The organism is Priestia sp. AB (assembly GCF_028369225.1).
GTDB lineage: Bacteria > Bacillota > Bacilli > Bacillales > Bacillaceae_H > Priestia > Priestia megaterium.
The window spans coordinates 1-26,033 of sequence record NZ_JAQMYN010000012.1 but is presented as its reverse complement, the minus strand read 5'-3'; the positions used below and the strand labels follow the sequence as shown (position 1 = coordinate 26,033).

At 33.5% G+C, this 26,033-nt stretch carries 27 protein-coding genes; 11 read left to right on the top strand and 16 right to left on the bottom strand.

Annotation, left to right across the window (positions count from 1 at the left end):
- Nucleotides 1-130 precede the first annotated feature (130 nt).
- Complete coding sequence (locus POF52_RS25015; protein ID WP_271995884.1) at nucleotides 131-388, bottom strand: hypothetical protein; 258 nt, start codon at nucleotides 386-388, stop codon at nucleotides 131-133.
- A 315-nt stretch (nucleotides 389-703) separates the two neighbouring features.
- Here POF52_RS25015 and POF52_RS25010 point away from each other — a divergent pair, with 315 nt between their 5' ends.
- The 3 genes from POF52_RS25010 (at nucleotide 704) to POF52_RS25000 (ending at nucleotide 3,093) form a co-directional block, all read left to right on the top strand.
- Nucleotides 704-949 carry a hypothetical protein gene (locus POF52_RS25010; RefSeq protein WP_176586010.1) on the top strand — a complete coding sequence of 82 codons (246 nt, stop codon included), beginning with the start codon at nucleotides 704-706 and terminating at the stop codon, nucleotides 947-949.
- Nucleotides 950-2,830: 1,881 nt separating this feature from the next.
- Nucleotides 2,831-2,974, top strand: a complete 144-nt coding sequence (yjcZ, locus tag POF52_RS25005; RefSeq protein ID WP_098278594.1) for a sporulation protein YjcZ — start codon at nucleotides 2,831-2,833, stop codon at nucleotides 2,972-2,974.
- A gap of 38 nt (nucleotides 2,975-3,012) precedes the next feature.
- Nucleotides 3,013-3,093 (top strand): YjcZ family sporulation protein, encoded by an 81-nt coding sequence (locus POF52_RS25000; RefSeq protein ID WP_271996037.1) that lies wholly within the window; start codon nucleotides 3,013-3,015, stop codon nucleotides 3,091-3,093.
- A 489-nt stretch (nucleotides 3,094-3,582) separates the two neighbouring features.
- On the opposite strand, the gene POF52_RS24995 is transcribed toward POF52_RS25000, so the two are convergent.
- Complete coding sequence (locus tag POF52_RS24995; protein ID WP_029319861.1) at nucleotides 3,583-4,125, bottom strand: hypothetical protein; 543 nt, start codon at nucleotides 4,123-4,125, stop codon at nucleotides 3,583-3,585.
- Between the two features lie 171 nt (nucleotides 4,126-4,296).
- Here POF52_RS24995 and POF52_RS24990 point away from each other — a divergent pair, with 171 nt between their 5' ends.
- Nucleotides 4,297-4,455, top strand: a complete 159-nt coding sequence (locus tag POF52_RS24990; RefSeq protein ID WP_170960124.1) for a hypothetical protein — start codon at nucleotides 4,297-4,299, stop codon at nucleotides 4,453-4,455.
- 271 nt (nucleotides 4,456-4,726) lie between these two features.
- Here the strand turns inward: POF52_RS24990 and POF52_RS24985 are convergent, their stop codons facing one another.
- Nucleotides 4,727-5,347, bottom strand: a complete 621-nt coding sequence (locus POF52_RS24985) for a polysaccharide deacetylase family protein (protein WP_098278596.1) — start codon at nucleotides 5,345-5,347, stop codon at nucleotides 4,727-4,729.
- A 378-nt stretch (nucleotides 5,348-5,725) separates the two neighbouring features.
- Between POF52_RS24985 and yjcZ (POF52_RS24980) the strand changes: the two genes are divergently transcribed.
- Nucleotides 5,726-5,842, top strand: a complete 117-nt coding sequence (gene yjcZ / locus POF52_RS24980) for a sporulation protein YjcZ (protein ID WP_074684461.1) — start codon at nucleotides 5,726-5,728, stop codon at nucleotides 5,840-5,842.
- A gap of 742 nt (nucleotides 5,843-6,584) precedes the next feature.
- Nucleotides 6,585-6,731 (top strand): YjcZ family sporulation protein, encoded by a 147-nt coding sequence (locus tag POF52_RS24975; protein WP_074684460.1) that lies wholly within the window; start codon nucleotides 6,585-6,587, stop codon nucleotides 6,729-6,731.
- Nucleotides 6,732-7,268: 537 nt separating this feature from the next.
- Here POF52_RS24975 and POF52_RS24970 read toward each other — a convergent pair.
- The gene (locus tag POF52_RS24970; protein WP_176586012.1) at nucleotides 7,269-7,532 is read right to left on the bottom strand and encodes a hypothetical protein; all 264 of its coding nucleotides are present in this window, start codon (nucleotides 7,530-7,532) and stop codon (nucleotides 7,269-7,271) included.
- Between the two features lie 189 nt (nucleotides 7,533-7,721).
- Between POF52_RS24970 and POF52_RS24965 the strand changes: the two genes are divergently transcribed.
- Nucleotides 7,722-8,150, top strand: a complete 429-nt coding sequence (locus POF52_RS24965) for a cell wall hydrolase (protein ID WP_097812776.1) — start codon at nucleotides 7,722-7,724, stop codon at nucleotides 8,148-8,150.
- 124 nt (nucleotides 8,151-8,274) lie between these two features.
- On the opposite strand, the gene POF52_RS24960 is transcribed toward POF52_RS24965, so the two are convergent.
- From POF52_RS24960 to POF52_RS24950, 3 genes are all read right to left on the bottom strand, one after another.
- Nucleotides 8,275-8,646 (bottom strand): hypothetical protein, encoded by a 372-nt coding sequence (locus POF52_RS24960; RefSeq protein WP_271995873.1) that lies wholly within the window; start codon nucleotides 8,644-8,646, stop codon nucleotides 8,275-8,277.
- A 123-nt stretch (nucleotides 8,647-8,769) separates the two neighbouring features.
- Nucleotides 8,770-9,264: a transporter gene (locus tag POF52_RS24955; RefSeq protein ID WP_098476211.1), complete on the bottom strand. Its 495-nt coding sequence runs from the start codon at nucleotides 9,262-9,264 to the stop codon at nucleotides 8,770-8,772.
- Nucleotides 9,265-9,676: 412 nt separating this feature from the next.
- Entirely contained in the window at nucleotides 9,677-9,829 is a 153-nt protein-coding gene (locus POF52_RS24950; protein ID WP_170960126.1) for a hypothetical protein, read from the bottom strand.
- 947 nt (nucleotides 9,830-10,776) lie between these two features.
- On the opposite strand from POF52_RS24950, the gene POF52_RS24945 reads away from it, so the two are divergent.
- Nucleotides 10,777-10,938 (top strand): YjcZ family sporulation protein, encoded by a 162-nt coding sequence (locus POF52_RS24945; protein WP_029319866.1) that lies wholly within the window; start codon nucleotides 10,777-10,779, stop codon nucleotides 10,936-10,938.
- A gap of 272 nt (nucleotides 10,939-11,210) precedes the next feature.
- Nucleotides 11,211-12,140, top strand: a complete 930-nt coding sequence (locus POF52_RS24940) for a DUF3298 and DUF4163 domain-containing protein (protein ID WP_029319868.1) — start codon at nucleotides 11,211-11,213, stop codon at nucleotides 12,138-12,140.
- Between the two features lie 736 nt (nucleotides 12,141-12,876).
- Here POF52_RS24940 and POF52_RS24935 read toward each other — a convergent pair.
- Together POF52_RS24935 and POF52_RS24930 are read right to left on the bottom strand one after the other, a co-directional pair.
- The gene (locus POF52_RS24935; protein WP_271995864.1) at nucleotides 12,877-13,062 is read right to left on the bottom strand and encodes a hypothetical protein; all 186 of its coding nucleotides are present in this window, start codon (nucleotides 13,060-13,062) and stop codon (nucleotides 12,877-12,879) included.
- A 185-nt stretch (nucleotides 13,063-13,247) separates the two neighbouring features.
- Entirely contained in the window at nucleotides 13,248-14,003 is a 756-nt protein-coding gene (locus POF52_RS24930; protein ID WP_236019622.1) for a hypothetical protein, read from the bottom strand.
- Nucleotides 14,004-14,274: 271 nt separating this feature from the next.
- Between POF52_RS24930 and POF52_RS24925 the strand changes: the two genes are divergently transcribed.
- Entirely contained in the window at nucleotides 14,275-15,150 is an 876-nt protein-coding gene (locus POF52_RS24925) for a DUF1259 domain-containing protein (protein WP_176586015.1), read from the top strand.
- Nucleotides 15,151-15,484: 334 nt separating this feature from the next.
- Here POF52_RS24925 and POF52_RS24920 read toward each other — a convergent pair whose 3' ends face one another.
- From POF52_RS24920 to POF52_RS24895, 6 genes are all read right to left on the bottom strand, one after another.
- A complete protein-coding gene (locus POF52_RS24920) occupies nucleotides 15,485-16,798 on the bottom strand; it encodes a pentapeptide repeat-containing protein (RefSeq protein ID WP_271995860.1) in 1,314 nt (437 codons plus the stop codon).
- A gap of 429 nt (nucleotides 16,799-17,227) precedes the next feature.
- Nucleotides 17,228-17,434, bottom strand: coding sequence for a hypothetical protein (locus tag POF52_RS24915; protein ID WP_141559026.1), 207 nt, complete (start codon nucleotides 17,432-17,434; stop codon nucleotides 17,228-17,230).
- 302 nt (nucleotides 17,435-17,736) lie between these two features.
- Nucleotides 17,737-17,949, bottom strand: coding sequence for a hypothetical protein (locus POF52_RS24910; RefSeq protein ID WP_176586572.1), 213 nt, complete (start codon nucleotides 17,947-17,949; stop codon nucleotides 17,737-17,739).
- A 514-nt stretch (nucleotides 17,950-18,463) separates the two neighbouring features.
- The gene (locus POF52_RS24905; protein WP_176586573.1) at nucleotides 18,464-18,838 is read right to left on the bottom strand and encodes a spore coat protein; all 375 of its coding nucleotides are present in this window, start codon (nucleotides 18,836-18,838) and stop codon (nucleotides 18,464-18,466) included.
- 613 nt (nucleotides 18,839-19,451) lie between these two features.
- Nucleotides 19,452-19,757 (bottom strand): hypothetical protein, encoded by a 306-nt coding sequence (locus POF52_RS24900; RefSeq protein WP_176586574.1) that lies wholly within the window; start codon nucleotides 19,755-19,757, stop codon nucleotides 19,452-19,454.
- A 118-nt stretch (nucleotides 19,758-19,875) separates the two neighbouring features.
- Complete coding sequence (locus POF52_RS24895) at nucleotides 19,876-20,091, bottom strand: hypothetical protein (protein WP_029319888.1); 216 nt, start codon at nucleotides 20,089-20,091, stop codon at nucleotides 19,876-19,878.
- 908 nt (nucleotides 20,092-20,999) lie between these two features.
- Between POF52_RS24895 and POF52_RS24890 the strand changes: the two genes are divergently transcribed.
- Nucleotides 21,000-21,524, top strand: a complete 525-nt coding sequence (locus POF52_RS24890) for an AAA family ATPase (protein WP_098196963.1) — start codon at nucleotides 21,000-21,002, stop codon at nucleotides 21,522-21,524.
- 245 nt (nucleotides 21,525-21,769) lie between these two features.
- Here the strand turns inward: POF52_RS24890 and POF52_RS24885 are convergent.
- On the bottom strand, nucleotides 21,770-26,033 hold a 4,264-nt coding region (locus POF52_RS24885; protein ID WP_271995843.1), incomplete at its 5' end, for an Ig-like domain-containing protein.

Sequence of the window (26,033 nt, the reverse complement as noted above, 5' to 3'; positions counted from 1 at the left end):
GGAGTTTTAGCCTTGATAAAATTTTTCACAAAAGCGATTAGGACATATATCCAGACTTCCGATGACTATTTTACATAAGATAAGAGCAGTATTGATAAAACTATATTTATCTTATTTAAACTATGAATGATTAACAACAACCACCGTAACCATATGGGGACCCATACCCGTAGCCACCATATCCTCCATAAGGATATCCATAACCATAACCACCATATCCACCGGAAAATAAAGAACCAGCTAATAATCCACCTGCTAATCCACCTATGAATGGACCACCAAATCCGAAACCAGGTCTGCCAAAGCCAAATCCAGGTCTACCGAACCCGAAACCAGGCCCGCCAAAGCCAAATCCGGGTCTACCAATAAATCTTTCATCTAAATTCATGAGAAAAACCTCCGTTTTGTTTTCTTATCAAACCAAGAATCTACATTAACCTAGATTCTCTCTTGGGTAAATGCCTTTATTTGGTGAAAAATAAGTGAAAAGTAATAAAAGAGAAAAGCCTATTTTTGAAATTATTAGAGTTATTTTTAAGTTTTAGAAAACTACTTGTTCAATATTCAATTTTAAAAGCCATTGGGATTTTTAATCCCAATGGCTTTTAGTTCTTAATGGAATAGCCCATATTTGATGAAGATAAGCTCTTTATAACTTAATATCCATAAACTATAAAAGCTTAATAGAGAGAAGGTGAATTCAATGCAACAAGAACATTCTTCATATGTACCGTGGGAACAATGGCATCAGCAACATCCTCATAGTAGCTGGCAACAGTGGCATCATCAGCACCCGTACGTACCATGGGAACAATGGCACCATCATTATCCTCACAGCACGTGGCAGCAATGGCATCAGCAAAACCCATATGTGCCATGGGGACAATGGCATCATCAGCATCCTCATAGTAGTTGGCAACAATGGCATCAAACGTACCATCAGGAATAATAAGATTTACTTTCCACAGAAAAATCAAAGTGATCATAAGAATACTTTATTATTCTATGTAAAATAACATAGAAAGTTTATATATATGTCTATTTTCCTGGCTTCAGTTAAAAAAACCACTTATAAAGAGTGGTTTTTTATTTATCCTTGCTGTTTATACAGAGCAATTGCCGATAACATCCATTATGTTAACTAAAGATGTATACCATATACAGGGTGAAAAGAGAAAAAAACTACTGGCTCATCCGGCGCCAATAGCTTTTTTGCTAAGGAAGAAAATTGGTTGTAGATGCCTCACGGTGTCTCGAGTAGTTTGCTCTAATTATTTTTGTTTTATTCATGTGGACAATTCACTAAAAGTAAGCTAATGAATATAATTTATTTGGTAGATAATATAATCATCCTTTTAAGTTCCTTCGAAATACACTAATCACACATCAGGATCCTCTTCAGTTAATTATTGAAGGGGATTTTAAGGTTGATAAAAAATATTATATGAACTAAAAGTTTATACTATATATATATCTTTAAAATCAAAAAAACTACTGGTGTGTGAATCAGTAGTTTTTTCTCTTATTTATAGGGAGAGATAGAAGGTGTCAATGCATAATTTATGATATATAAAGTAATTACAAGTGTTTGGACAAGTGCTGATATTATAAAAATTTTATTAACTTTCATTGATATAGTGAGAGTATATACTTGAAAATGAAAAAACTCCCAGGCGGAAGGTCGTTTTTTCTACTGATAGATGAAAATAAGTTGTGGATGAAGTCTTAGAAGACTTCTCGAGTAGTTTGCCCGGGCTATAGAGTTTTATTCATTTCCTATTTTGTATCATAGTAGCTTTTACATTTTGAGAAGACAAAGGTTTCCTGATAGAATGCTTGAATTGTATAGCCGTCTTTCAATAAGCACACGGTAAGATCTTGGATGGATGTGTCATTTTCACAAACTGGAGGAATTGTGCCTATGGAAGGACTAATAAGGATCACTCTGCCAGTTGTTTGATCGAATGTCACAAATATTACATTGCAATGGCGATAGCCATTTCCACGAAAATGATGTTCCAAAGACATATCATCACTTCCCTTCGTAAGACAAGATATATAATTATGATATGTAGTTTAATGAAAAAAGCTTGGACGATTTTTGCTCCTTCTATGAAAATTAGAAATCGTTAAAACAGAAAAAACTAATGTTTATCACTAGGCAGTAGTTTTTTCTTTAAGATAGTAGCAATATAGGAACTCAGGATCTATTGGAAGAGCAAGGAGGTTGCTCAACATTATGGTATGTAAAGTAATAAAAAGGGTTTTGATAAGTGCTGGCGTTATTTTTTATGGATAAATAATTTATATTTTTAATGATTTTATAGACATTATTATAAGTTGTTTCACTAATTTTACGTAGGGTATCTTAGCGGCGTATAAGGAAATCCTATTTCATATTTCCTTTACAGGATCTGTTACTAACACCGCCTAAGTAACAGGTCTTTCTTTAATGATCGTCAACATAGCCTAAATTAAATAAATCTATTGGAAACAGATATTTAAAATAAATATTGTTAAATACGTATATTTTTTAACGAAGGCCATATCTTCGAATTTTAAAGAATATGGCTTATAGATAAGTTTGTGTGAGCTATTACATGAATACTATATGTATTTTATAATCATTATGTTCTTTGTATTATACTTTCTAAGATAGCATCTTCTTTATAATAACAGGCTTTTTCATCATAATTTTTATATACACATTAATAGGCATAAAATTTATTTTTATGCCTATTAATGTGTTTGTCCAATCGAATTTAGCTTTAAGGACATACCTTAGAGTAGAGATTAATTTTTCTTAGTATTTAGTGGAGGTGAGTTATTGATGTGTTGGGGTGGAAACAATTATGGTGGCTGTGGCTACGGTGGATCTAGTTATGGTGGATCTGGTTTTAGTTTGGCTTTAATTCTCGTTTTATTTATCTTATTAATTATTGTAGGTTGCTCATGTTTCAAGTCTTCTTATTAATTAATCCTATGATGTAAAAGTAGGAGGTGTTATAGTTAATGGCATTTTCATTAATTGTTATTCTATTTATTTTACTTGTCATTATAGGTTGTTCTTGTACAGGATTTAGTGGATATTAATTTATTTGTTGAGAATAAAAAGGACAGAATTAAGTTTATCTGTCCTTTTTTATTTTATATGGATTGATCCAAAAAAACCATATCTTTATGAAGATATGGTAAGTAAATGACAAAAGACAAAGAAATATAATATTATTATATGGATCTTATTATCGGGTTGTTCCATATAGATTTATTTTAATATAGAGGAATCGGGAAGCATACTTAAGAAGAAATTGTTAACTAAACATGTATATCATATGCAGCTTAAAAGAAAGAAAAACTCCTGGTGCTGTTCTGTTACATTTATTTGATTGAAGAATGGAAACTTTACAGCTTCTTGAATAGTTTGCTCTAGAAATCTAATTTTATTTATTAAAATTAGATTATTGTCTAATACAACTTATTTATAAAGTATATATAATGTATTACAACCTTTTCATCTTCCCTAGCCATGTTCTCTTTTTAGGAACATGGCTTTTTTATTTCTTAGAATGCTTATTATGTTAACTAATCTTCCTCTAAAGTAAGTTCGAAAATAAGCTGGTAATTACGGTTAGTTAAGTCAATTTCAATGATTTGAAAATCTTCTCCGTACCAATCCGTTTCAGTAATAATTAATTTGGCCGTAATGAAATAAAATTCATCCGAAAAATGAGGACGGAACGTATTTCCTAGGTCTTTCCCTGCTGCCTTATACTTTTTGAATTCCCGCAAGTACAATTCCGCATAAAATGGATTGTCTTTCCAAAAAATTCTAGCATTCTTTTCGACATGTGATTGGATATAGGTATCACGCTCTTTAGTGCCCATTTTCCTTATATGGCGAGGGTAGTCTAAGATGTGACCTTCGATAAATGATCCCTTTTCATCATGGAAGAAATCACCACACAGCCCTTCAATCGAAAAGTCATCAATATGCGCTCTGATACCAAAATCCTCTTGTTCTTCTAATTCTCGGTTAACAAGAATAGTAAGTACTTCTTTTTCATTCTCAGCTTTAGCAACGGCAAAAAAGGACATACCTGCACTGATAGCAAATAGTTTGGTCACATCGTGTTCCCCCGGATTTTAATTTGTTAATTCTCCCTATGATATTCAAGATTTCTGTTATAGGTAATTAATTACTAAATAACCATTTTAATTTTAGTTATTGTCTATGGTAATTATATCCTTTAATTATCACTTATTTGAGTGCGCACTCATTCTAGGAGGAAGCTTAATATGCTTAAAACACTGCCTGGATTTAAGCGTTTAAATGCTGATATACCAGAAGAATTATTTAAAGAATTTGCTAAGAGATGTATTGAAGAAGGTATGAGCAAAAAAGATTCTCTTGTTCAGCTTTTGGAGAAAGAATTCTTTAAGAATTCAAAAAAGTAGGAGGAGACAACAAAATAAAAGGGCACTTTCCCGTCAAAGCAAGCACTCCATGTAGAACTCATAAAGACTTTTATTATAATATGGGGTGCCCTCAAAAAATGGAAGGGTCTTATCATGGATCGAACTAAAAATTATTGATAGGTATTGAAAATGATTTAAGTGTAGCTGCCGATTTAATTCATTATGTTAACTAAAAATATATATCATATACAGCTAAAAAAGAAAAAACTATCTTACTGTTGAGCCGAATATAAAAAAGTTAACCATCCTTTTAGGACCATTTTTCAATTTTGTATGCAACTTGGTGGAACTCTGGAACTGTTAAAAAACGATAATTATTTTTTAATAAATATGTGATGATTTCAGGCAATGAAGTAACGATTTGGTCTCTAGGTCCACTACCGTATTGATCCCCGTCATGCATTACAATGAGACTCTTTTTCTTGATTCCTGAAATGACATTCTTTTGTATACTTAAGGGGGATTTCTCCTGCCAATCTTTACTATCTACATTCCATAATACAGAAGTCATCCCAAATTTTTTAATAGCATCAGCATTTTTATCATTTATTGAACTATAGGGAGGACGAAATAAATCTGGAGAATGTCCTATTATTTTCTTGATTTGAATATTTGTCGAATTAATTTCCTTCCACAATTCATTCCTTGAAAGGGTTGTTATATCAGGATGGTTCCAAGTATGATTGCCAATGATATGCTTTTCCCTATAAATTCTTTGTATTATATCTGGGAATTTTTTCACTTCTGAACCAACAACAAAGAATGTTGCGGATATATTATATCTTTTTAGAATATCTAAAATGGAGATTGTGTAAGCTGACGGTCCATCATCAAAAGTTAAAGCAACATACTGAGGTATATTTTGATTCATATATTCACTCCTTTTTATAAATAAAGATATTAATTATATGTAGAAATCTCTTGAGTTTGTATAATTCAAGGGATTTTTATTACAAGATAAATCTTAGTATTATTAATCAAAGGTTAAGGTGACTATTATCTATAAATTGTATTATTTTAACTACACCTGTATATTCACTACAGCAAAAAAAGAAAGAACCACTGTTCACCACGCAGTAGTCTTTTTAAGATAAATACTGTAGAAAGAAAAGTCTGCCTTTTTAAATCAATTGAAAGGCTTTTACATATGCCTGTTTGGTCATTTTAAATTTATTTATAATAGAATAGTTTCTTAAAAGTAAGAGGACTATTTTATCTGTGAAAGTGATAAAAATCTAATAGAGAAGGGATTCTTTATACGTCTAATTGCGGCGAATTTGGGGCTGCTTTATTAATTGTATTATTTATTCTTCTTATCATTATTGGATGTAGTTGTTTTGGCGGAGGCTTTGGTAGCTACTCATAGTAATAACTAAATAAGAAGAACCCTTATTCAATAAAATAGGGGCTCTTATCATTTCTGGGAATAACGATTATGTTTACTAAAGATGTATAAAATACGCAGCTTAAAAAACGAAAAAACTACCTTATGGGGAGTTTTTCTAGTCGTAAAATATAGATGTTAGCTGATGCTTTATTACATTTTGAGTAGTTTGTTCAAATGATAGAAAAATATTAATTTAGGCAAGTTACCTAAAGAAAAATGTAGGCATATAATGTAACTTGAATAAATTTCGTCTCACACGTAGAATCCTTTTAACTTCATTTTTCACCTTCATAATTGACAAAATCAAAAAAAGAAAAAACAATCTGTATTGGAAGACAGATTGTTTTTTTTTTAAATAGAGATGGCTTTATCGAAGTGGGATTCCTAGAGCCTTCTCTAATAATATGCAAAACCTTTTCAGATAATGAATTCCAATACAATCCATTACACTAACTAAACATATATATGATATACATCTAAAAGACAGAAAAACTCCCAGGCGGCAGGGGGTTTTTCTGTTCTTTTAACAACTGCAAATCCGTTAGGGAGGTAACTGATCTACGGGCTTAAATCGGATGGTTCATTCATTCTATGTAAACTAATCTAAAGGGTTTATATATATCTACAAAATCCTATTATTTTTACCAGTTCAGAGTATGGGCTGGCATTTTAATTTTCTATACATATCTTAAAAGTATTAAACATATAGGGGGGTGAAAATATGGGCTTTGGAGGTTATGGTGGCGGTTGCGGCTATGGCGGAGGCGGCTGTGGTTTTGGTAGTGGTTTTGCTTTAATTATTGTGCTGTTTATCTTATTAATCATTATCGGTGCTTCTTGTTTTGGCGGCTTCGCTGGAGGATGCTAATCATTAAATCCAGTTTGTTTGAAAAAAAGTTAGCTAGATGCTAGCTTTTTTTATTCACTTTTTCTATATATACTTAGCAATTGCTGATAATGCACATTATATTAACTAACTTTGTATATTCTATACAGTTTAAAAAAAGAAAAAACTATGTTTTATTGATGACTCTAATCATCTTGGGTAGTTTGCTCAAATTGTTAAATGTTATTCATATAGGTAATTCACCTGAAAACAGGTCGATGAATAGAATGTAATCTGAATTCTGAAGAATCATCCGTTTTTTTTGGAAAAAGCCCTCCTCAGGGTATCTATCTAAACATAAAAAACATTGGCTAAGTCTTAGCCAATGTTTTTTATGTTTGTTGCATCATTTGTTTTATTCATTATAGGCAAGTCACTTAAGTAAAGAAACTGAACATGCTGAAATTGATAAATTTATAAAGCTTTGATTTTCTAAATTTAGTAAGTTATTTCAAAAAAAGCCTTAAGATCATTGATCTTAAGGCTTTTTGGATATAGTTCATTTAATATAAAAAGGGACTACCAAAACCAGGGCCCTCCCCAACCGAGTCCAGGGCCAAACCAAGGTCCCCAACCAAATCCAGGGCGTCCAAAACCGAACCCGAACCCGAAACCAGGTCCCCAACCAAATCCGGGGCGTCCAAAACCGAAACCAGGTCTTCCAAAACCAGGGCGGCCGAAGCCAGGACCACCAAAACCTGGTCTTCCAAACCTCATATCTCCATAGGGTAACTGATTTTCTTGAAAATATAAATTAGGTAACAAATGCATTTCTGAATTCATGACAAAAACCTCCATTTTTTCTTATCAAAGCAAGAATATGCATTTACCTAGTTTCATTCTTGGGTGAATGTCCATATTTTTGGGGAAATAGGTAGGAAGTAATGGTAGAGAAAAGCCTATTTTTAAAAAAAATGACGAAAAGACATTATACGGGCCATAGGGAAATATCTTATTTCTGGAGGTGAAATTATGGCGGTTGTTAAAGCGACAACTTCAGACATAGCTCTTTTAGCGAGGCTCCTTAGAGCAGAAGGTGAAGGTGAAGGTGAACAAGGAATGCTTCTTATAGGAAATGTGGGGGTTAATCGAATTAGAGCAAATTGCTCTGATTTTAAAGGACTGAGAACTATTCCACAAATGATTTATCAACCCCATGCATTTGAAGCTACTCAAAAAGGCTATTTCTATCAAAGAGCACGAGAAAGTGAAAAACGTTTGGCACGTCGATCTGTCAGAGGAGAACGTAGTTGGCCTGCAAAATTTAGCCTATGGTATTTCAGACCTCCTCAACAGTGCCCTCCAACATGGTACAATCAACCTCTTGTTGCTCGATATAAGCTTCATTGCTTTTATCAACCAAAAGCTGAAACATGCGAAAATATTTATAATACTTATTAGGAATTCTCTATAATTTTATAAGATGATGTATTAATCTATATCATTAAAAGCAAAAAAACTAACTTCTTTCTGACTCAAAGTTAGTTTTTTTGCTTTCCAAATTGGATATTTTCAAAGGATTTCCTCAACGTCCAAGTCCACTATGAAGTATATTTGATGTTAAAAAGACACCAACAGGAGGTAAATCACTATTGCTAAAGGCAGGTCCTGTGAGACTTGTATCTGTGGTAGCCACCCAAGTTCCACTCCTACCTGCTAGCAAAGAAGGTGACTTCATAATAACCCGCCCACTTAAAACAAGATGTCGAATTCTAGTAGTGGAATCGTCAAACATACTTAAGTTACCAGAATATGTGGCATAAGGTGAATTAAAGGTGATTTGTTTGCTCCCCTCATTCCAATACCCGTTAATAGGAATGAGGGTGCCCCGAAAATTAACTGTACCCATTACTCTATTCTCTGTAATAGAGTTAATGATAAGCACACCCCAAACCATAGGTCTACCTGCAATCTCAGCGTGGATACCCCATCGTGATGGGAATGGCATACTAGCCCTGACATTCTCTGTAGGTTGCAAAGCTGGTTCCCCCTTTTTTCTAGGGCTATAAATTATGAACACTTAGAAACATGTAAATGAAACAATTCGTCTTGTATCTATACCAAAAATAGTCCAGAATCGCCCGTTCCATCTGAAACCAGCAACTGATCTCGGTCCTACAAAAATAGGGTAATACCAAAAACTTGACCCATTTCTAAGCCATATATAGGTGTTACGGAATAAACATAAAGAAATGGCTCCTGGATCGACTGCAAATGGTGTTGCTGTTTGCTGTTGTGGGATAAATGCTGGTGGTGGGGAAGTTGGAGCTTGTTGCCCACCACCAGGTGATCCAGGGAAACCGCCAGGTGATCCAGGGAAACCGCCAGGTGATCCAGGGAAACCGCCAGGTGATCCAGGGAAACCGCCAGGTGATCCAGGGAAACCACCAGGTGATCCAGGGAAACCACCAGGTGATCCAGGGAAACCACCAGGTGATCCAGGGAAACTAGGGGACGGGAACTGTGAGTCTAAAAATCTTGGGTAATAATAAGAATCTATATAATTTGCGTCCATATTTTTCACCTCAATATATTATTAATACCTAATACAGTATGAGAAATAGGCCCAAAATGTTCAGACCCTTATGAATATAGCAAAAATCTTCTTGTTCAAACGAAAATCTCTATGTTAAATAAGTTCCAGGAGAAATATACAAACGGGTTAGTTAAACAAAATGTCTTAAAGAGTGTTTTAGTTCAGTGGTAATAGCATCTTTATAGATAAGATGCTATTAGTTATTTCCTATAAAATTCATTATGTTAATTAGCTTTGTATATGATATACAGCTTAAAAACAGAAAAACTCCCCGAATGCGTTAAGGAAGTTTTTCTGTTGCGGAAATTTTGGGCAGAAAGCTAATAAGCTTCTTGAGTAGTTTGTTCGTAAAAGCAAATCTTATTCGTAACAGCGTCTTACTCTTTAGAGATCAATCAGCTTTACCTAACCCTTTTTTAATTAATTCTAAAATAGCTTCATTTCTAGAAGATATTGTTTTAGATTCTTTATACTCATCAATCCTTTTTACAATATCAACAGGAAGCCTTACAAATTGAGCATGTCTTTTCTGTTTCTCATGCATAAGTATAGTCCCCCACTTTTAAAATGAAAACGCTTAATTAGATAAGAATGACGATTTAACTCCATAATAATCAGATAAGTTTAAGAATATCAATCATTAAAAAATTACATTTATGGTAATAAAGTGGAAAAGTGTTTTTGGCAATCCTTTTACTGTAGATATAGTGCCTATAAAATCAAATATGCTAGCTACATGTGTATACTATATATAGGTTAAAAACAAAAAAAGCTACTGGCTTCAACAGTAGCTTTTTTTGTTTGTTGAAAGGTAGTCGTAAAGTGATGATTTATCCATCTTAGCTAGTTTGTCCAAATGATAAAAAAAATTATTCATAATGGACAATTTGTTTAGTAATGAATAGTAACATATATTATGTATTGTAAATAACAGATCTCTTACTCTATCATTATTCTTTTCGAATAAACCTCTCAGGCGTCAAAAGCCTCTTTGTTTAATGATCGGAGGGGCTTTTAATGTTGATAAAAAACATTATATGAACTAAAAGTCTATACCAAATATATCTTTAAAGTCAAAAAAACTACTGATGTGTGCCATCAGTAGTTTTTTCTCCCATTTATAGAAAGAGACAAAATGCTTCGTCGCATAATTTATGATATGTAAAGTAATTACAAGTGCTTGGACAAGTGCCAATATTATAAAAATTTTATTAATTTTGATTGATATAGTGAGAATATACAACTTAAAAATAAAAAAACTCCCAGGCGGCAGGGAGTTTTTCTGTTTTTTTAACAACTGTAAATCAGTTAGGGAGGGGGAGATGATCCACCGAGCTTAAATGGAATGGTTCATTCATTCTATGTAAACTAATCTAAAGGGTTTATATATATCTACAAAAATCCTGTTATTTCACTGGTTCAGAGTATGGGCTAACATTTTAATTTTTTATACATATCTTAAGAGTATTAAGCATATAGGGGGGTGAAAATATGGGCTTTGGAGGTTATGGTGGCGGTTGCTGCTATGGCGGATATGGTTACGGTGGGGGCGGCTGTGGTTTTGGCAGTGGTTTTGCTTTAATTATTGTACTGTTTATCCTGTTAATCATTATCGGTGCTTCTTGTTTTGGCGGCTTCGTTGGAGGATGTTAATCATTAAACCTATTTTGTTTAAAAAAGGGCTAGCTAGATGCTAGCTTTTTTTATTTACCTTTTCTGTATACACTTAGCAATTGTTGATAAAGTACATTATATTAACTGTAAATAAATGGATCACACATAAAGGCGATTTGCAATTATTCCCATTAAATCGATATGAATAATCATTATTCACTGTTAATTTGTGTTATACTTCTAATTGGGTTTTTTTAGAAAATGTAAATTATCAGTTTTAAAACCCTACAAAATATTTCAGGGGGGCATTTATGAAAAGGTTCAAAAAAGTTATAGCCTTTATTTTAGTTTTTGCTGTATTATTCTCGCCACTCGTTCCACATACACAGGCAGAAGCCAAAGTAATGTGGGGAAATCAAGAACTCGTTAAAGGACAAATAGGGCGCGTTACAATTTTAAAGAATACTAGTCTTTACAACATTAAAAATAATAAATTAGTAGCTGCTAAAAAAGTATCAAAGGGTCAAACATATCGTGTTTATTCTTATTCTGGAAAATACGGTGGAATTTACGGTTTATCAAAAGATTTATATGCTCAAAAATCGTCTAGTATCAAGTATGAGAGAGCACCTAGTGACAAAATTCAAGCCTTTGGAATAACCGTTATAAAAAAATCATTAGCAAGTAATATTAGTTATCCACAAGCATCTGGTCTTTTTAATAAACCATTTGAGGCTAGTTTCAATAGAAAATTCTTAAACCTTGCTAAAGAAACTCAGCAAGCAAATAAAGAATTAAAAGAACAGGAGAAAGAGGACCGGGAAAACGGTTGGTCACCAGGCCCTTATTATCAAAATATGAAATACTCTGTACCCTACAATCAAGATAATATCTTAAGTATCTCTATTACCTATGATGAGTACTCTGGTGGTGCACACGGTAATGCTTGGATTGATACTTACAATTATGATTTATTAAAAGCTAAGCAACTTAGTTTGAAAGACGTCATTAAAAATCAAACTCAATTAGGTAAGGTGAATAAATATATTCGTGACCAAATGATTGTGCTTAATAAAAAAGGAGCTGGATTCGAGGTTAAAGATTTTAAATCTGTGAACTTAACTCAAGATCAATTTTATTACACGAGTGGTGGCATTGTGATTATATTTGGTGAATATGAATACGGCCCTTATGCCAATGGTATTAATTTCTTTAAAGTTCCATATTCCGTTTTTAAGTAAGGTAATTCCTGGACATTGGAAAAAAGAAGCTTAAGGACTATTAACGTAACTCTTAAGCTTCCTTTTCATTCCTAGAATATTGATTATGGTAACTCACATTTTATATCGTATACAGCTTAAAAAACAGAAAACCTATCTCTATTTTTGCGTCTATTTCTTATAGATGCTGTAGAAAGAACAGCCTGCCCTTTTTAAATCAAAAGAGGCAGGCTTTTTTAATGAGTATAACAGGTTTTCTTAAAAACCTGTTATACTTCCTATAAGAAATAGAGACCTTACATTAATAAATTAATTAATAAGAATAACCATCGTTTTTCTTGTCTTTACATTTAGACTTGTATTCTTTATTTTTTTTACATTTATATTCCTTATGCTTGTCCTCTTTATACTTCTTATCTTTTGACTTGCAATAATATTTACACATGTTTATCACCTCCATTATTAGTTTCTATATATCTTATTCATTGATTAATAAAATGTTTGTATGCTTGTCCTATCTTAGGACAAGCATTTTGTATAAGTGAGGCACATTATATTAACTAGTTTTATATATCGTATACAGTCTAAAAGAGAAAAAGCCTCTGTTGCAACAGACGCTTTTCCTTTTGGGTTCTAAATTGGGGATACTTTTCAGCATTTTGAGTAAATCGTTTGAATTATGGGTCAGTATTTAAGACAAGAATTCAATCCTTTATTGCTTGTCCCCGCTAAAAGGTCTTTTATAATAATGTTAATCTTAGCTATGACATCCACAATCATGTTTGTCCTTATGGTGATCTTTATGGTGATCTTTATGGTGATCTTTATGATGATCTTTATGATGATCTTCGAAGATTTCTTTTAAAAGTTTTTCAAAGGCTTTCTGAAGGATAGATTCACAGTTGTGTTTGTGTTCATGTTTTTTTTCATGGCAGTTACCCACTATAATCCCTCCTTTCTCATTTCTCTTAATATACTATTCTTTAATCAAGAAAGTGCTTGTGTGCTTGTCCAATATAATCTGAATCCTATATAGAAAGCCTTTAGGGTAACTTGTAAAAAAAGTTTTCTTTCTAATAAAATTCATTATGTTAACTAAAAGTGTATAAGGTATACGTACACTTTTAGTTAATCGAAAAACTGATAATAAAGGTTATCAGGCATGTCAGGGTTTTTAGGTCGAAATCCTCTCATGACACACATTGAGCATTCCGTGTTGAAATAACTAGTTGTATTAGGGTCGAAGAATCCTGCGCAATGTAGCCAAGAGTGCATCATAGAACCAGTGATAAAGTTTAGAGTAGCAATATCAATTAAGGTTGGGTCAACAATAAATGATAAGGGTACAAAATTCTGAGTAAAAGCAGTTAATGCAAAGACAATAGTATTATTGTTAAGTGGAGCAGCGAAGATTTTCGCTCTTGGGGAACGCCTAAATCCATTATCACGTATAAGTTGAGTAAACTGATCCATAGCTATATTAGTAGCTGTTAGTCCATTTTGAATAGGTGATTCACTATACCAAGCAGGGCGTAAATTCTGTGTTGCATATATGTTTATACAAGCTGCCATTTGTGAAATTCCAGTGTTTGTTCCGCCATTCCATTTTTCATTCATATGAGTAGCCCATACCAACATAGTTTCACTAATGGCATCTCTGATTCTTTGTTCTTGTTCTACATTAAATCGATTATCAAGATCAAAATAAATGTTAGGTGGCAAATCTGTAACTCCTAAAGGCGTAGGGACAGGTATAATGGTTTCTCTAAATGTAGTTGGATATAAAGGGATTACAAAGTTTGTTTTTAACACATCTTGGAATAGCAGTTCCATAACGATTAAAGTTTTTCTAAAGTTAAAGGGCATTAATTTTTCTCCTTTCATAAAGTTATATAGTGCTTGTACTAGTAAAATATGCAACTAAATGAAAAGAGTTTGGGCATTTTCTGATATGGAAAAAAAACGTTTGAATCATTAGTTCCAATGGCTTTTAACTCAGATGACACTCATTATGTTAACTAGATTTATATACCTTATACATTTTAAAAACAGAAAAAGTTATCTAAAGAGAACAGTAGTAGACGATTGCCCATTTCTTAATTTATGTAAGTACATATTATAACAAGATTATATGTTATTTATAGGAGGCATTTTCATGAGGAACATGGACAATCAACCATCTGAACTCTGTCGAGAGTTTGCAAGAATACTTGACTCAACGCCAAGTGTTATTAATAGCGTATGTACTGCAACTAGATCTCGTACCAATCTCCATCCTGTAGTATTAGGGAGAAGAGCAGAATCTTTCATGTTTGTACCACAAGCTTTTTCTTTTGAAGACGTTGATCGAAATGGGAGAGCTTTATGTCTTGGGGAAACAGTAATTCTCCAAGATGAAATTAATCCATTCATGAGTAAACTTAGGGAGCATGGCATCATAGTAACTGCTGTTCATAACCACTGGTTATTTGATGAACCACGTCTAATGTATATGCACTTTGAATCTATTGATCAGCCACTTTCTTTTGCGAGAAAAGTTAGAGATGCATTGAGTGTATTGACTACACGTAATGTTTATCCTGATTGTAAAACCATAACTTCTGATTATAGTAACTCATCTAATCTCTGTGACAGATTTAATAACATTCTGGGGGGATCCATGCATACATTTGAGAATGGAATTTGTACAGTAATGAAATCTCGTACAAACATTCACCCTGAGGTTCTTGGGAGAAGAGGAAAATCATTTTTACTAATCCCTCAAATGTTTACATTCGAGTCTATGACAGGAGATGGTCAGGCTCTTTGCAGTGGAGAAACTGTGATTTTGCAGACTGAAATCAATCCATTTATTACTAGGCTTCGAGAACATGGTATCATCGTAACAGCTGTTCATAATCATTGGCTATTTGATCAACCTCGTCTCATGTTTATGCATTTCGAGTCTATTGATCAGCCGCTCTCCTTTGCAAGAAAAGTTAAGGATGCTCTGAGTGTACTTACCACTAGGCAAGTATACCCTAAAGAGTAAAATACAACTTTGTATCTAAAATAGATTTACCTATTTATGGAACTTGAATTATGTTAACTAAACATATATATATCATATATAGCTTAAAAACAGAAAAAACTATCTTGGCGTATGGAGATAGTTTTTTTCTGTTTTTTATTGTAATCTTTTGCTGATGCTTCGTTGCTAAAAGCTTTATCTAATAATGATATATGTTATTTAAAACTTATGATAAATAAAAATTAGTTTTTTGTTATTATCATAAGTTTTGTCTAAACTAATTAGATAAAAAAGGATACGGTCCTTTTATATAACTTATCCCTTTTTTTAGCAATTGCTTTTTCGTTTACGTTTTTTATTTAGTTCCATTGGTTATATCGTTTTTGAAGGGATAGGCTACAGTTATATCACCATATGGACCATCTTTGTATAAATTGTCTAGGAATGAATCACGATAGGATGAAGTCCCAAGATCGGAATTACGATAAGATGAAGTCTCAAAATCTGGATCATGAGGGGATGAAGTCCCAAGATCGGAATTACGATAAGATGAAGCCTCAAAATCTGGATCATGAGGGGATGAAGTCCCAAGATCGGAATTACGATAAGATGAAGTCTCAAAATCTGGATCATGAGGGGATGAAGTCCCAAGATCGGAATTACGATAAGATGAAGTCTCAAAATCTGGATCATGAGGGGATGAAGTCTCAAGATCGGAATTACGATAAGATGAAGCCTCAAAATCTGAATCACGATAGGATGAAGTCCCAAGATCGGAATTACGATAAGATGAAGTCTCAAAATCTGGATCATGAGGGGATGAAGTCCCAAGATCGGAATTACGATAAGATGAAGCCTCAAAATCTGAATCATGAGAGGATGAAGTCCCAAGATCGGAATTACGATAAGATGAAGTCTCAAAATCTGGATCATGAGGGGATGAAGTCCCAAGATCGGAATTACGATAAGATGAAGTCTCAAAATCTGGATCATGAGGGGATGAAGTCTCAAGATCGGAATTACGATAAGATGAAGCCTCAAAATCTGAATCATGAGAGGATGAAGTCCCAAGATCGGAATTACGATAAGATGAAGTCTCAAAATCTGGATCATGAGGGGATGAAGTCTCAAGATCGGAATTACGATAAGATGAAGTCTCAAAATCTGGATCATGAGGGGATGAAGTCTCAAGATCGGAATTACGATAAGATGAAGCCTCAAAATCTGAATCATGAGAGGATGAAGTCTCAAGGTCGGAATTACGATAAGATGAAGCCTCAAAATCTGAATTATGAGAGGATGAAGTCTCAAGGTCGGAATTACGATAAGATGAAGCCTCAAAATCTGAATCATGAGAGGATGAAGTCTCAAGGTCGGAATTACGATAAGATGAAGCCTCAAAATCTGAATCATGAGAGGATGAAGTCCCAAGATCGGAATTACGATAAGATGGGGCCTCAAAATCTGGACCACCTTTTTCTTTTCTAACTTTTCTTCTGCCCATTTGGTATTCTGTTTCATGATAAGTCGGAACAGCGTAGAAACGATAATCAAAATAAGTAGGGTGGGTATAATGCATGTCTACAGGATATGAATTTTTGCATTTATGATCAGTTGGGTGATAGGTATGCATCAGAGGATAATATGGAACATAAACATAATAGTTCATTTATTCACAACCTTTCATTTTTCATTCATCAGCATATGACCCAATTGCTTGGTTTGTGTTACTAAAAAAAATTTCATATGAACAAATATTAAGATTATTAACCGCAGCAATTATAAGGGACCAACTCCTTATTTTTACGAGAAGTTACGAGGGATATTTAATCATTATATTTAATCATTATATTTAAGCAATATCTAAAGGTTTTCCCTTCTTATAAAATCTTTCTTATCCTCTTGATTAGTTTGTTCAAATTGGTAAACAATTTATTTATAAAAAAGAAAAATATTGGTTTTTACTTGTAACCATCAAGATTTTTTCTTTAAGGATAACCATTCTATATTGTAGAGCCTATTTTTTAGACTAGGTGACACTAATACAAGCCATTTTTTTTATTGTGAATATAATATCCTATTCTATATATAGGGGGTATTATATATGAATTGTTGGAATCGTCTTGTATTTTGTTGTAGATGTAGACGTCGTCATGAATGTAATCATCACCATGGTTCTAGCTGTAAACATCACCATGAATGCGATCATCACCATGGCTCTAGCTGTAAACACCACCATGAATGTAATAATCATCATGATCACCGTTCTAATTGTAGATGCCATCGTCACTGTGATTGCAATCATTGTGACTGTTCTAAATACTAAATGTAACTTTATAAGAATGGGATGGTCTAAGAATAGACTATGCCATTCTTATTAAACAGATTATGTAAATTGTCTTTGTATGTCGTATACAGCCTAAAAGCAGAAAAAAAACTACTGGATCCATCAGTAGTTTTTTGTAATTATACGAGTATTAAGTTAATTTTTAGAATTTATTACATTAAATTAGATGTAAGTGTTTGGGCAAACATGGAGATTTAAAAATATATCTAATAAAATATATAGTCAAATGAAGCATGTCCAATTCTAAATAAGATATATATTTAAGCTGTTGTTATAGCATGAATCTGATTAGCATTTACTGTGACAATATTTGTGGTAGCGTTTGTCCCAGTGCCTGTTCTAGTTGCAAAAGAAGCTAAATTAGTTGTAGCATTAAAGCTTGAAAATACAAGATTAGTAAGCGTAGCACCGTCTACGACTAAGGTTGGAACTCGTGTTCCAGGATCTAAAATTCTTAATAAGTCTGTAATCATCCTTTGTATCCCCCCTTATTGCAATAAATTAAATATAAATTATAAATTTACATTTGATTTATTATATGTAAATTTATAATAAGAGCTTGTACTATTTAATTATTTATTATAAAAATAAATATCGAGAATAATAATTATGTTTCTAAAAATGTATAGTATATATAGATTAGAAACAGAATAACTACTGCTTTTGTACAGTAGTTGTTCTGTTTACCGCAAGGTTTTTGAATGTATGTTTCACCGCATCAGTTCACTCTAATTATTGTTATTTTATTCATATAGACAATTTACTTAAAGTAAGCTAATGAATATGATTTATTTGGTAGTTAATATAATCTTTATCTTAATTCTTTTCATAATATAATCATTACACATTGAAATCCTCTTCAGTTAATCACTGAAGAGGATTTTAAATCTATTATGCTAACAAGAAATTAAATGCTTGCTCGATAACATTTGAATCTTTGTATGATGAGCCTTTCTTAAGTCGACCTTTATTTAGTTATACATTGCCCTAGATAATTAGTAAAATAGTCAAAACTAATATAAAACTTTGTATAAAAATAACTGTATCAATATTAGTTGTAGTAGCATGAACATTTTTAGAATTTTCGATAATAATTTTATGATTGCTAGATTGTATAACTTTTGCAAGGAGTAAAACTTCGACTGTAATTAATCTTATTGAATTAGCATCTAAACCTATTAACGTTAAAATAAAGGTTAAAACTTGCAATAATGATTGTAAAATTATTGCTGTTTGTGTATCTGTGATAGAAATATTAATATTACAAGAATCTTTAACAACAATTATTGAATTGGAAATTTGTTTGCTTAGGATTTTTTGTGTTGTTTCAGTTCCAATAAGTGCATTGCTATTAAAGTTCAACACTTCACCTCCCTTTTTAAGATATAATATATTAATATGAAAAAGAAAAAGTTTTGCTTGTATGCTTGTCCTTTTCAGGCAATGAAATTTAAAAATAGGGGTAGCTACTCCTAAAGTATCTATATAGTGCATCCATTGGATGATTTTTCCTCAATAGTTATGTTCTTGTTTAAGAAACATAGCTTTTTAATTCTGATAAAGCTCATTATATAAACTAAAAGTGAGTAATTTATACAACCTAAAAACAGAAAACCATTGCTTCTGTACAGTAGCTTTTCTCTACTTAGAACAGAAAATTTGGTGTGATTTATATAGAACCTTATAAACTAAATTGTTTTCAATATTTTAATAGGACTAAACTTTTTTGGTTTTTACTATTCCATGGTTAATAATTTTAAAAAGGCTTCTATTTTTAAGAAGCCTTTTTGTTGCAAAAAAATATGCATCAGAGTATTGTAAATTCTATAAACATTTGTAATGTAACCTTATATTTGTATAAATGATGTGGAAGTATAAAAATAGCTGTTATTAATTCTCTATAAACAATATTACAGTAAGGGGTATCTTCACTGATTAACAAGACACAGAAGGGCATTATAGTGTGAAAATTATTTTAAAGTGTAATAGCGTCAATACGCTCACAATCAACTAAAAGAATACCATCATTCTTTCCCCAAAATGTAGCGAGACCAGTCTTAGGGTTAAATCCTACAAAATTCTGAACTTTTATTTGTGTACCATTTACTAAAAGGTTTTTAACCTTTTTTCCTTGGTGAAAAGTTTCTAAAAGGCTGCACACACTTTTAGAACTGTATTTTGAATTCAGATCAATATGATATACCTTCTGGTTATGATTCTCGGCTATAGAATTAGAATTAAATATTTTGGGATTGGTAAAGTGATTAACAAAAATTGACATTTTAGGTTTCCCTTTCTTAGTTTGGATAATATCTGAATAGAGCGTTCTTTTAAATTAACAGAAGAGCTCTTTTACAAGCTCTTCTGCAGTTACACTGTTACACTATTATCTTATAATGCTACTCAATTCGAAGTGCTTGTATATCTCTACAATCTAAAACAATAATAGTTCCTGTCTCCGTTTCCACATCAACAAAAGTTGCACAGAAAGTATCCAAATTAAAGTTAGTAAAAATAAGGTCTTCCAGTACATTTCCGTTTAGAAATATATCAACTTGTGTCCCTGGTTGTAATCTTTCTAACTGATCACACACACATTTATGATCTCTGCCCATCCAAAACCCCTCCTTAAAGAAGAAAAATAAATTCACATTGCTATATATTATATGAAAAATATTAAACATTGAATGGACAAAGTATGGAGGGAAAATACCTATTTTTAGCTGTATGTTAACATCAACACTAAACTTGTACATGATAAGCTTGTTTAGATAAAAAGGGCCATCGAGATTAGAAACTAAAGCTTAAAAGTTAGATACATTGCCTAAGTACCTAATGAGATCAAACTCTTTATCGTACGAGGCTCAACCCTTTTAATTTTATTCGTTTACAATTACAGTAAAGCTTGTAGATCTTCTAACTCTTGTTTAAATCGTTGCTCAATTTTCACCTCTCAAATATTCCACATCGTATTAAAATCTACATCTAAGCTCATATTTTCTGTATTATTTACCTTACCAATATCGATATAACGGTTTCTACAGATAGGAATAGATTACTAAAAGGGCAGGTTTAAGTCTGTGCTCTAAGTTATATAAGGTTATATATAGTTATTATGGCATAGAATAAGTGAATCAGGCTATTAGTCGCTCACTTTATGGAAGCAATTTAGATCAAGCATGAAATATAGAATTAATAAGAAAACTTATCCACACCTTTGTGGTTATCAGAGTTTTACGATGCTAAAAAGATAATTGCCTACTATTGAAAAATATTATGTATATATTCTATATAGTAATAAGTCTCCTTTATTGTATCTGCAAACAGTTAACATGATCATAAAATTTAATTATATAACAGAAAAAATGCTATCGATCTTTTAAAGTAGCTTCTTATTATGTAAGCAGAAAGAGTTATATTTTAAAGTAGCCGACCCATTTTAAGGCTTATTAATATAATTTCATAGCCTATACTAAATTCTATAAGCGGCCTTTAATTTTATAAATGGAGTGATGGAAGCTCTATGTGTAGAATTGTAATCTTTGGGAATAGTTGTGCTGGTAAAACAACATTGGCTACCTCTCTCGGAAAGGACCTAATGATACCTGTTTATCATTTGGACTTATGGTTTCGTGATAAAAACATGCAAAGGATTAAACAGCTTCGTCGCCGAAGGCGCAAATTCAGAAGGCAATTAGACAAGGTAGTAGAGCAAAAAGAATGGATTATTGAGGGATGGGGGTATTTTGAAACTTACGATATACGTTTTGAGAAGGCTGATGTAATTATTTTTTTAGACCTTTCACCGGAAGAGTGTAAGAAACGTTTAATGAATAGAGAGAATTATAGAAAAAAAGATGGAACGGTTGATAAGAGAACCTTGAATAATCATTTACACAAAATTGATAAATTTCATCAAACAAACCGTCTTCTTATATTAGAGTTGTTTCAGAAATATGAAGGGACATATGAGAAAACCTTATTTCCTATTGTGAAAAAATTCAATTATGATCAGCTGATGACTGCTCTTAAAAATATAGTATCGTAGCAAATTTTCTTTATAAATAAAAATTATTGTTACCTCTTATACACAAAATATCAAATAATGTTTTCTTTTTCTAAATGTATTTTTGTATTTATTTTGATAATATTTTTAAGTCTTCATTTCTTCTTTTTCACTAAAAAACACCTTTACATTCAATGTTAGTTATTAAATGTGAAGGTGTTTTTATTTTGTGAAATTAGAGAACCGTGAATTACTTTATTGGCAACCAAAGGATCAGTTTCTATATCTTATTTTTTTCTCTTTTTAGAACAATCATCCCGAGATTTCTCTTTTTTTGTTTCAGAACAATCATCCTGTGATTTCTCTTTTTTCGTTTTAGAACAATCATCCTGTGATTTCTCTTTTTTCGTTTTAGAACAATCATCCTGTGATTTCTCTTTTTTCGTTTTAGAGCAGTCATTTTTTTGTTTGCGTTTTTTCTTTTTAAGACGTTTTCTTTTCCTTAGATTGTTGACTGGACGGCTAATTGGGGGTGTAGGTGTAGGCGCCCTTTCTACAGTAAATGTAACCGTAGCTTCACTTGATACCCCATCCGTATTTGTTACACGCACGACAGCAGTGTCCGTTCCTACAAAATTAGGGTTAGGAACATAAATAAATTCACCTGTTATTCGATCAACCAGCAACTGCCCGTTTTGTGGATTTTGAGTCACTTGATAAAACAATTGTAGAGAATTTGGATCTGTGGCGATAATTCGTCCTGTTGCTATAGTGTTAACCAACAATCTAAACGTTTGGGCTGCTATGATAGGAGGCTGAGGTAACCTACCTACTATAATTGTAACTAGCACAATAGAGTCTGTGCCTAAATCGTCTCTTACTAATACTGTAAAGGAATCTGTTCCTATAAATCCGGAGTTTGGTTGATATACAAACCTCCCAGAAGCATCAAGGGTTACATTGCCATTAGCCGGTTCAGTAGTCAGTGTGTAATTTAATGGTCTTTGTAATAGATTCGTTGCTTGCACGCTGTCAATCACCTGTATCCCCTGAAGAGTAGTAAACGTATTACTGCCCGGTGTAATGATATTATTACTTGGAGTTGAATTAACCGTCACAACTGAGAATGCCTCTTGCCCAGTGTCATTCCTTACAACTACAACAAACTGATCTTGACCGACAAACCCTAAGTTTGAAGTATAGGTGAATGTGCCGTCTGTATTTAAAATCACTACACCGTTTGCAGGCGGTGTTACCACTGTGTAGGTGAGGGGTCTTCCTAATGCATCAACCGCAATAATTTGACTTCCAATAATTTGACCTGTTGGAATTGTTAATTCCTGATCCTGTGTACTAATCGTATTATTTATTCCTTCAACTACAACGTTCACACTGCTCGTTGCAAACTGACCCAAATCATTTTGAACAAGTACGGTAAAGGAGTCAATACCGGTAAAACCCATATTGGGTGTATAAATAAATGTACCATTCGCATTGAAAACAATTGTTCCATTTGAAGGTAAATTATTTACTTGATATGTTAACGGCCTTCCTAGTGTGTCGGTTGCTGTAACTTGCCCTGTAACCGATTGGTTTGCTTGCCCTCTCACTGTAAGAGGAGTAACTGTAATAATATCTTGATTTTCTTGAACCACTACTCGAACAATTCCAATGGCTGAATTTCCTCGATCGTTTTGGACAAGTATGGTAAAAGAGTCTATTCCAAAAAATTGAGGGTTCGGCGTGTATGTGAATGTGCCATCCGGATTTATTCTAACTGTTCCATTTAAAGGTGGCAGGTTCAATGAAAAGCGAAGAGGTCTTCCAAGAGAATCGGTAGCTATTACTGTCCCTGAGACACTCACATTTTGTTGGGTTTGCACTGTTACATCCTCTAGTGTAATAGTGCTCTGGGCTGGATTTATTATTACAATAACGGGTGCAATTGCTTGGTCTCCCTGATCATTCTGAATAAGCACATCAAACTGATCAATACCGCTTACACCTGGAGTTGGTGTATAGATAAAAGTTCCATCCTGGTTCACAATTGCTGTTCCGTATAATGGAGGAGTGTTAAGCGTGTAGGTTAACGGCCTGTTTAACTGATCGCGAGCTGATACTTGATCGTTTACTGACTGATTTTCCTCTGTTCGAACTGTCGTATTTGTCACTATAATTTGATTTACTAGTGGGTTAACAGTCACTTGTATGGTAGCTGTGGCGTTTAAACCAGTTTGGTTCTGAACAGCCACTGTAAATGACTCAGTTCCCACAAACCCTGAATTTGGTGTATACGTAAAGGTTCCATCCGGATTTAATACGACTATTCCATTTGGTGGTGTGCCAAGTAACGTATAGGTTAATGCTTCATCTTGAGGGTCAACTGCCTGCACTGCCCCTGACACTGGCTGTTCTTCAATTGTAGTCAAGGTTTGATCAGACACAATGGGTGCCCTTTCTACTGGTCCTTCCGTAATAATGGAAACAGTTGCAACAGCCGTATTACCGAGAACATCACTTACAAGCACTTGGAATTGATCTGTTCCAAAGAATCCAGCATTTGGTGTATAACTAAATGTACCATCTGGGTTAACTAAGACAGATCCATTAATAGGATTAGACGTAAGTGTATAAAACAACTGATTTCCACTCAAATTTGTAGCACTTACTTGCCCAGAAACTGGTGCATTGAATAAAGTAGTTATTTCACTATTAACAACTGAAATTCTGTCTCCTACTACTACTGTCACAACAGCGTTAGCAATACTTTGGTTTACAGCTGAATCTCTAACAACGATATCAAAGACATCTTCTCCTGTGAATCCAGGATTTGGTGTGTAAACTAAAGTACCATCTTGATTTAACACAACGGTTCCATTTAATGGGAGAATGGCTACAGCATAACTTAATAGAAAGCCTGCTGGATTCACAGTGGCAATAGATCCACTTACAGGTTGATCTGCTAAAGTAGTTAAAGTGAGCCCTTCAGCACTAATCGGTAAATCTTGAGGCTGCACTTCCACAGTGATAGTTCCAAACCCTTGGTTTCCAAGAGTATCCCTCGCGAAAACAGAGAATGAATCTGTTCCTACAAAACTTGGGTTCGGTGTATAGGCAAAGGTGCCATCTGCATTAATAATGACGTTACCATTAAGTGGGGCTAAATTTAATCCATATACTATTGGTTCACCTTCAGGATCAAAGGCAGGAATTTGCCCTGTTACAAACTGTCCCTGTACAGTCGAAATTGATAAATCTATAACGAGAGGCGGTTGGTCTACTCGAATTACACTTATAGTCACAAGAGATTGTGCACTAGCTCCGCGACTATCCCTTACCTCTACTGTAAAAGAATCCAAGCCAATAAAATTAAGGTTTGGTGTATATAAAAATGTTCCATCTGCATTTACCACAGCTGTGCCGTTAAAGGGAGTACCAGATAAACTGAAAGTGAGTAAATTATCATCTGGATCTGTAGCGAACACTTGCCCATTGATTGCTACGTTTTCTATAGTCTGAAGAATAACATCACTCGTAACTGGCGCATCATTCATATCAATAACTGTAACATTTACAATAGACACTGCTGTAAGACCTGTTGAATCTTCTACAATAACAGTAAATGAATCTGGACCTACATAATTAGAATTTGGTAAATATACAAAACTTCCATCTTCATTTACTATAACGTGCCCATTTACTGGAGAGGTTCCTAAACGATAAGTGAGTGGGTTCCCATTCGGATCGGTGCCTACTACCTGGCTGATTACGGATTGGTTTTCAGGAGTAGTAATTGAATAATTCGGTACAGTAGGTGGCTGTTCAACTGGTATAACAACAACAAATACATTAGTAATAATAAATTGTCCAGTTGGATCAGCTATACGTACAGTGAACGTATCATTTCCAGCAAAATTCTCATTTGGTATATAAGTGAACAATCCTTCTTGATTGATTATCGCTGTTCCATTAGTCGGTAGATCTTGTAAGGTGTATATTAGAGAGTCTCCATCTGGATCAGTTGCTACGATTTGGCCTGTAACTGGAGTTTCTTCAAATGTAGTAACCGTAATAACATTTGGCCCCACTGGCGGATCATTTACTGGCAGAATCGTAATCGTGATTGTAGAAACTGCCGCTCCTCCCTGGCCATCGCTTACTACTACACTAAAGCTATCTACCCCATTGTAATTTTCATTTGGCGTATATGTGTAGGTGCCGTCTGAATTCACAACGACCGTTCCATTCACTGGACCTGTCAGTAACCCGTACGTCAATGGGTTGCCATCGACATCCGTTGCCACCACTTGGCTATTTAAGGTCGTGTCTTCATTGATTACAAACTCATAGTTTGGCACCACAGGCACATCATTCACTGGCGTAACCGTCACAAATACACTCGTCACTATAAATGCGCCCGACGGGTCGCTAATTAACACTGTAAACGTATCAGGACCATTGTAATTTCCATTTGGCGTATATGTGAAGGTGCCATCCGCATTGACCACTGCCACTCCGTTTGTCGGAGGATCTTGTAAGGTGTACGTCAGC

What these genes read in the sequence shown, in the direction of transcription:
- POF52_RS25015 (WP_271995884.1), bottom strand. Translation starts at nt 388, where the DNA reads ATGAATTTAGATGAAAGATTTATTGGTAGACCCGGATTTGGCTTTGGC.
- POF52_RS24915 (WP_141559026.1), bottom strand. Translation starts at nt 17,434, where the DNA reads ATGATTGCAATCACAGTGACGATGGCATCTACAATTAGAACGGTGATC.
- POF52_RS24945 (WP_029319866.1), top strand. Translation starts at nt 10,777, where the DNA reads ATGGGCTTTGGAGGTTATGGTGGCGGTTGCTGCTATGGCGGATATGGT.
- POF52_RS24890 (WP_098196963.1), top strand. Translation starts at nt 21,000, where the DNA reads ATGTGTAGAATTGTAATCTTTGGGAATAGTTGTGCTGGTAAAACAACA.
- POF52_RS24990 (WP_170960124.1), top strand. Translation starts at nt 4,297, where the DNA reads ATGCTTAAAACACTGCCTGGATTTAAGCGTTTAAATGCTGATATACCA.
- POF52_RS24970 (WP_176586012.1), bottom strand. Translation starts at nt 7,532, where the DNA reads ATGAATTCAGAAATGCATTTGTTACCTAATTTATATTTTCAAGAAAAT.
- POF52_RS25010 (WP_176586010.1), top strand. Translation starts at nt 704, where the DNA reads ATGCAACAAGAACATTCTTCATATGTACCGTGGGAACAATGGCATCAG.
- POF52_RS24975 (WP_074684460.1), top strand. Translation starts at nt 6,585, where the DNA reads ATGGGCTTTGGAGGTTATGGTGGCGGTTGCGGCTATGGCGGAGGCGGC.
- POF52_RS24940 (WP_029319868.1), top strand. Translation starts at nt 11,211, where the DNA reads ATGAAAAGGTTCAAAAAAGTTATAGCCTTTATTTTAGTTTTTGCTGTA.
- POF52_RS24965 (WP_097812776.1), top strand. Translation starts at nt 7,722, where the DNA reads ATGGCGGTTGTTAAAGCGACAACTTCAGACATAGCTCTTTTAGCGAGG.
- POF52_RS24955 (WP_098476211.1), bottom strand. Translation starts at nt 9,264, where the DNA reads ATGGACGCAAATTATATAGATTCTTATTATTACCCAAGATTTTTAGAC.
- POF52_RS24930 (WP_236019622.1), bottom strand. Translation starts at nt 14,003, where the DNA reads ATGAAAGGAGAAAAATTAATGCCCTTTAACTTTAGAAAAACTTTAATC.
- POF52_RS24925 (WP_176586015.1), top strand. Translation starts at nt 14,275, where the DNA reads ATGAGGAACATGGACAATCAACCATCTGAACTCTGTCGAGAGTTTGCA.
- POF52_RS24950 (WP_170960126.1), bottom strand. Translation starts at nt 9,829, where the DNA reads ATGCATGAGAAACAGAAAAGACATGCTCAATTTGTAAGGCTTCCTGTT.
- POF52_RS24910 (WP_176586572.1), bottom strand. Translation starts at nt 17,949, where the DNA reads ATGATTACAGACTTATTAAGAATTTTAGATCCTGGAACACGAGTTCCA.
- yjcZ (WP_098278594.1), top strand. Translation starts at nt 2,831, where the DNA reads ATGTGTTGGGGTGGAAACAATTATGGTGGCTGTGGCTACGGTGGATCT.
- POF52_RS25000 (WP_271996037.1), top strand. Translation starts at nt 3,013, where the DNA reads ATGGCATTTTCATTAATTGTTATTCTATTTATTTTACTTGTCATTATA.
- POF52_RS24900 (WP_176586574.1), bottom strand. Translation starts at nt 19,757, where the DNA reads ATGTCAATTTTTGTTAATCACTTTACCAATCCCAAAATATTTAATTCT.
- POF52_RS24960 (WP_271995873.1), bottom strand. Translation starts at nt 8,646, where the DNA reads ATGGTTTGGGGTGTGCTTATCATTAACTCTATTACAGAGAATAGAGTA.
- POF52_RS24895 (WP_029319888.1), bottom strand. Translation starts at nt 20,091, where the DNA reads ATGGGCAGAGATCATAAATGTGTGTGTGATCAGTTAGAAAGATTACAA.
- POF52_RS24920 (WP_271995860.1), bottom strand. Translation starts at nt 16,798, where the DNA reads ATGAACTATTATGTTTATGTTCCATATTATCCTCTGATGCATACCTAT.
- POF52_RS24985 (WP_098278596.1), bottom strand. Translation starts at nt 5,347, where the DNA reads ATGAATCAAAATATACCTCAGTATGTTGCTTTAACTTTTGATGATGGA.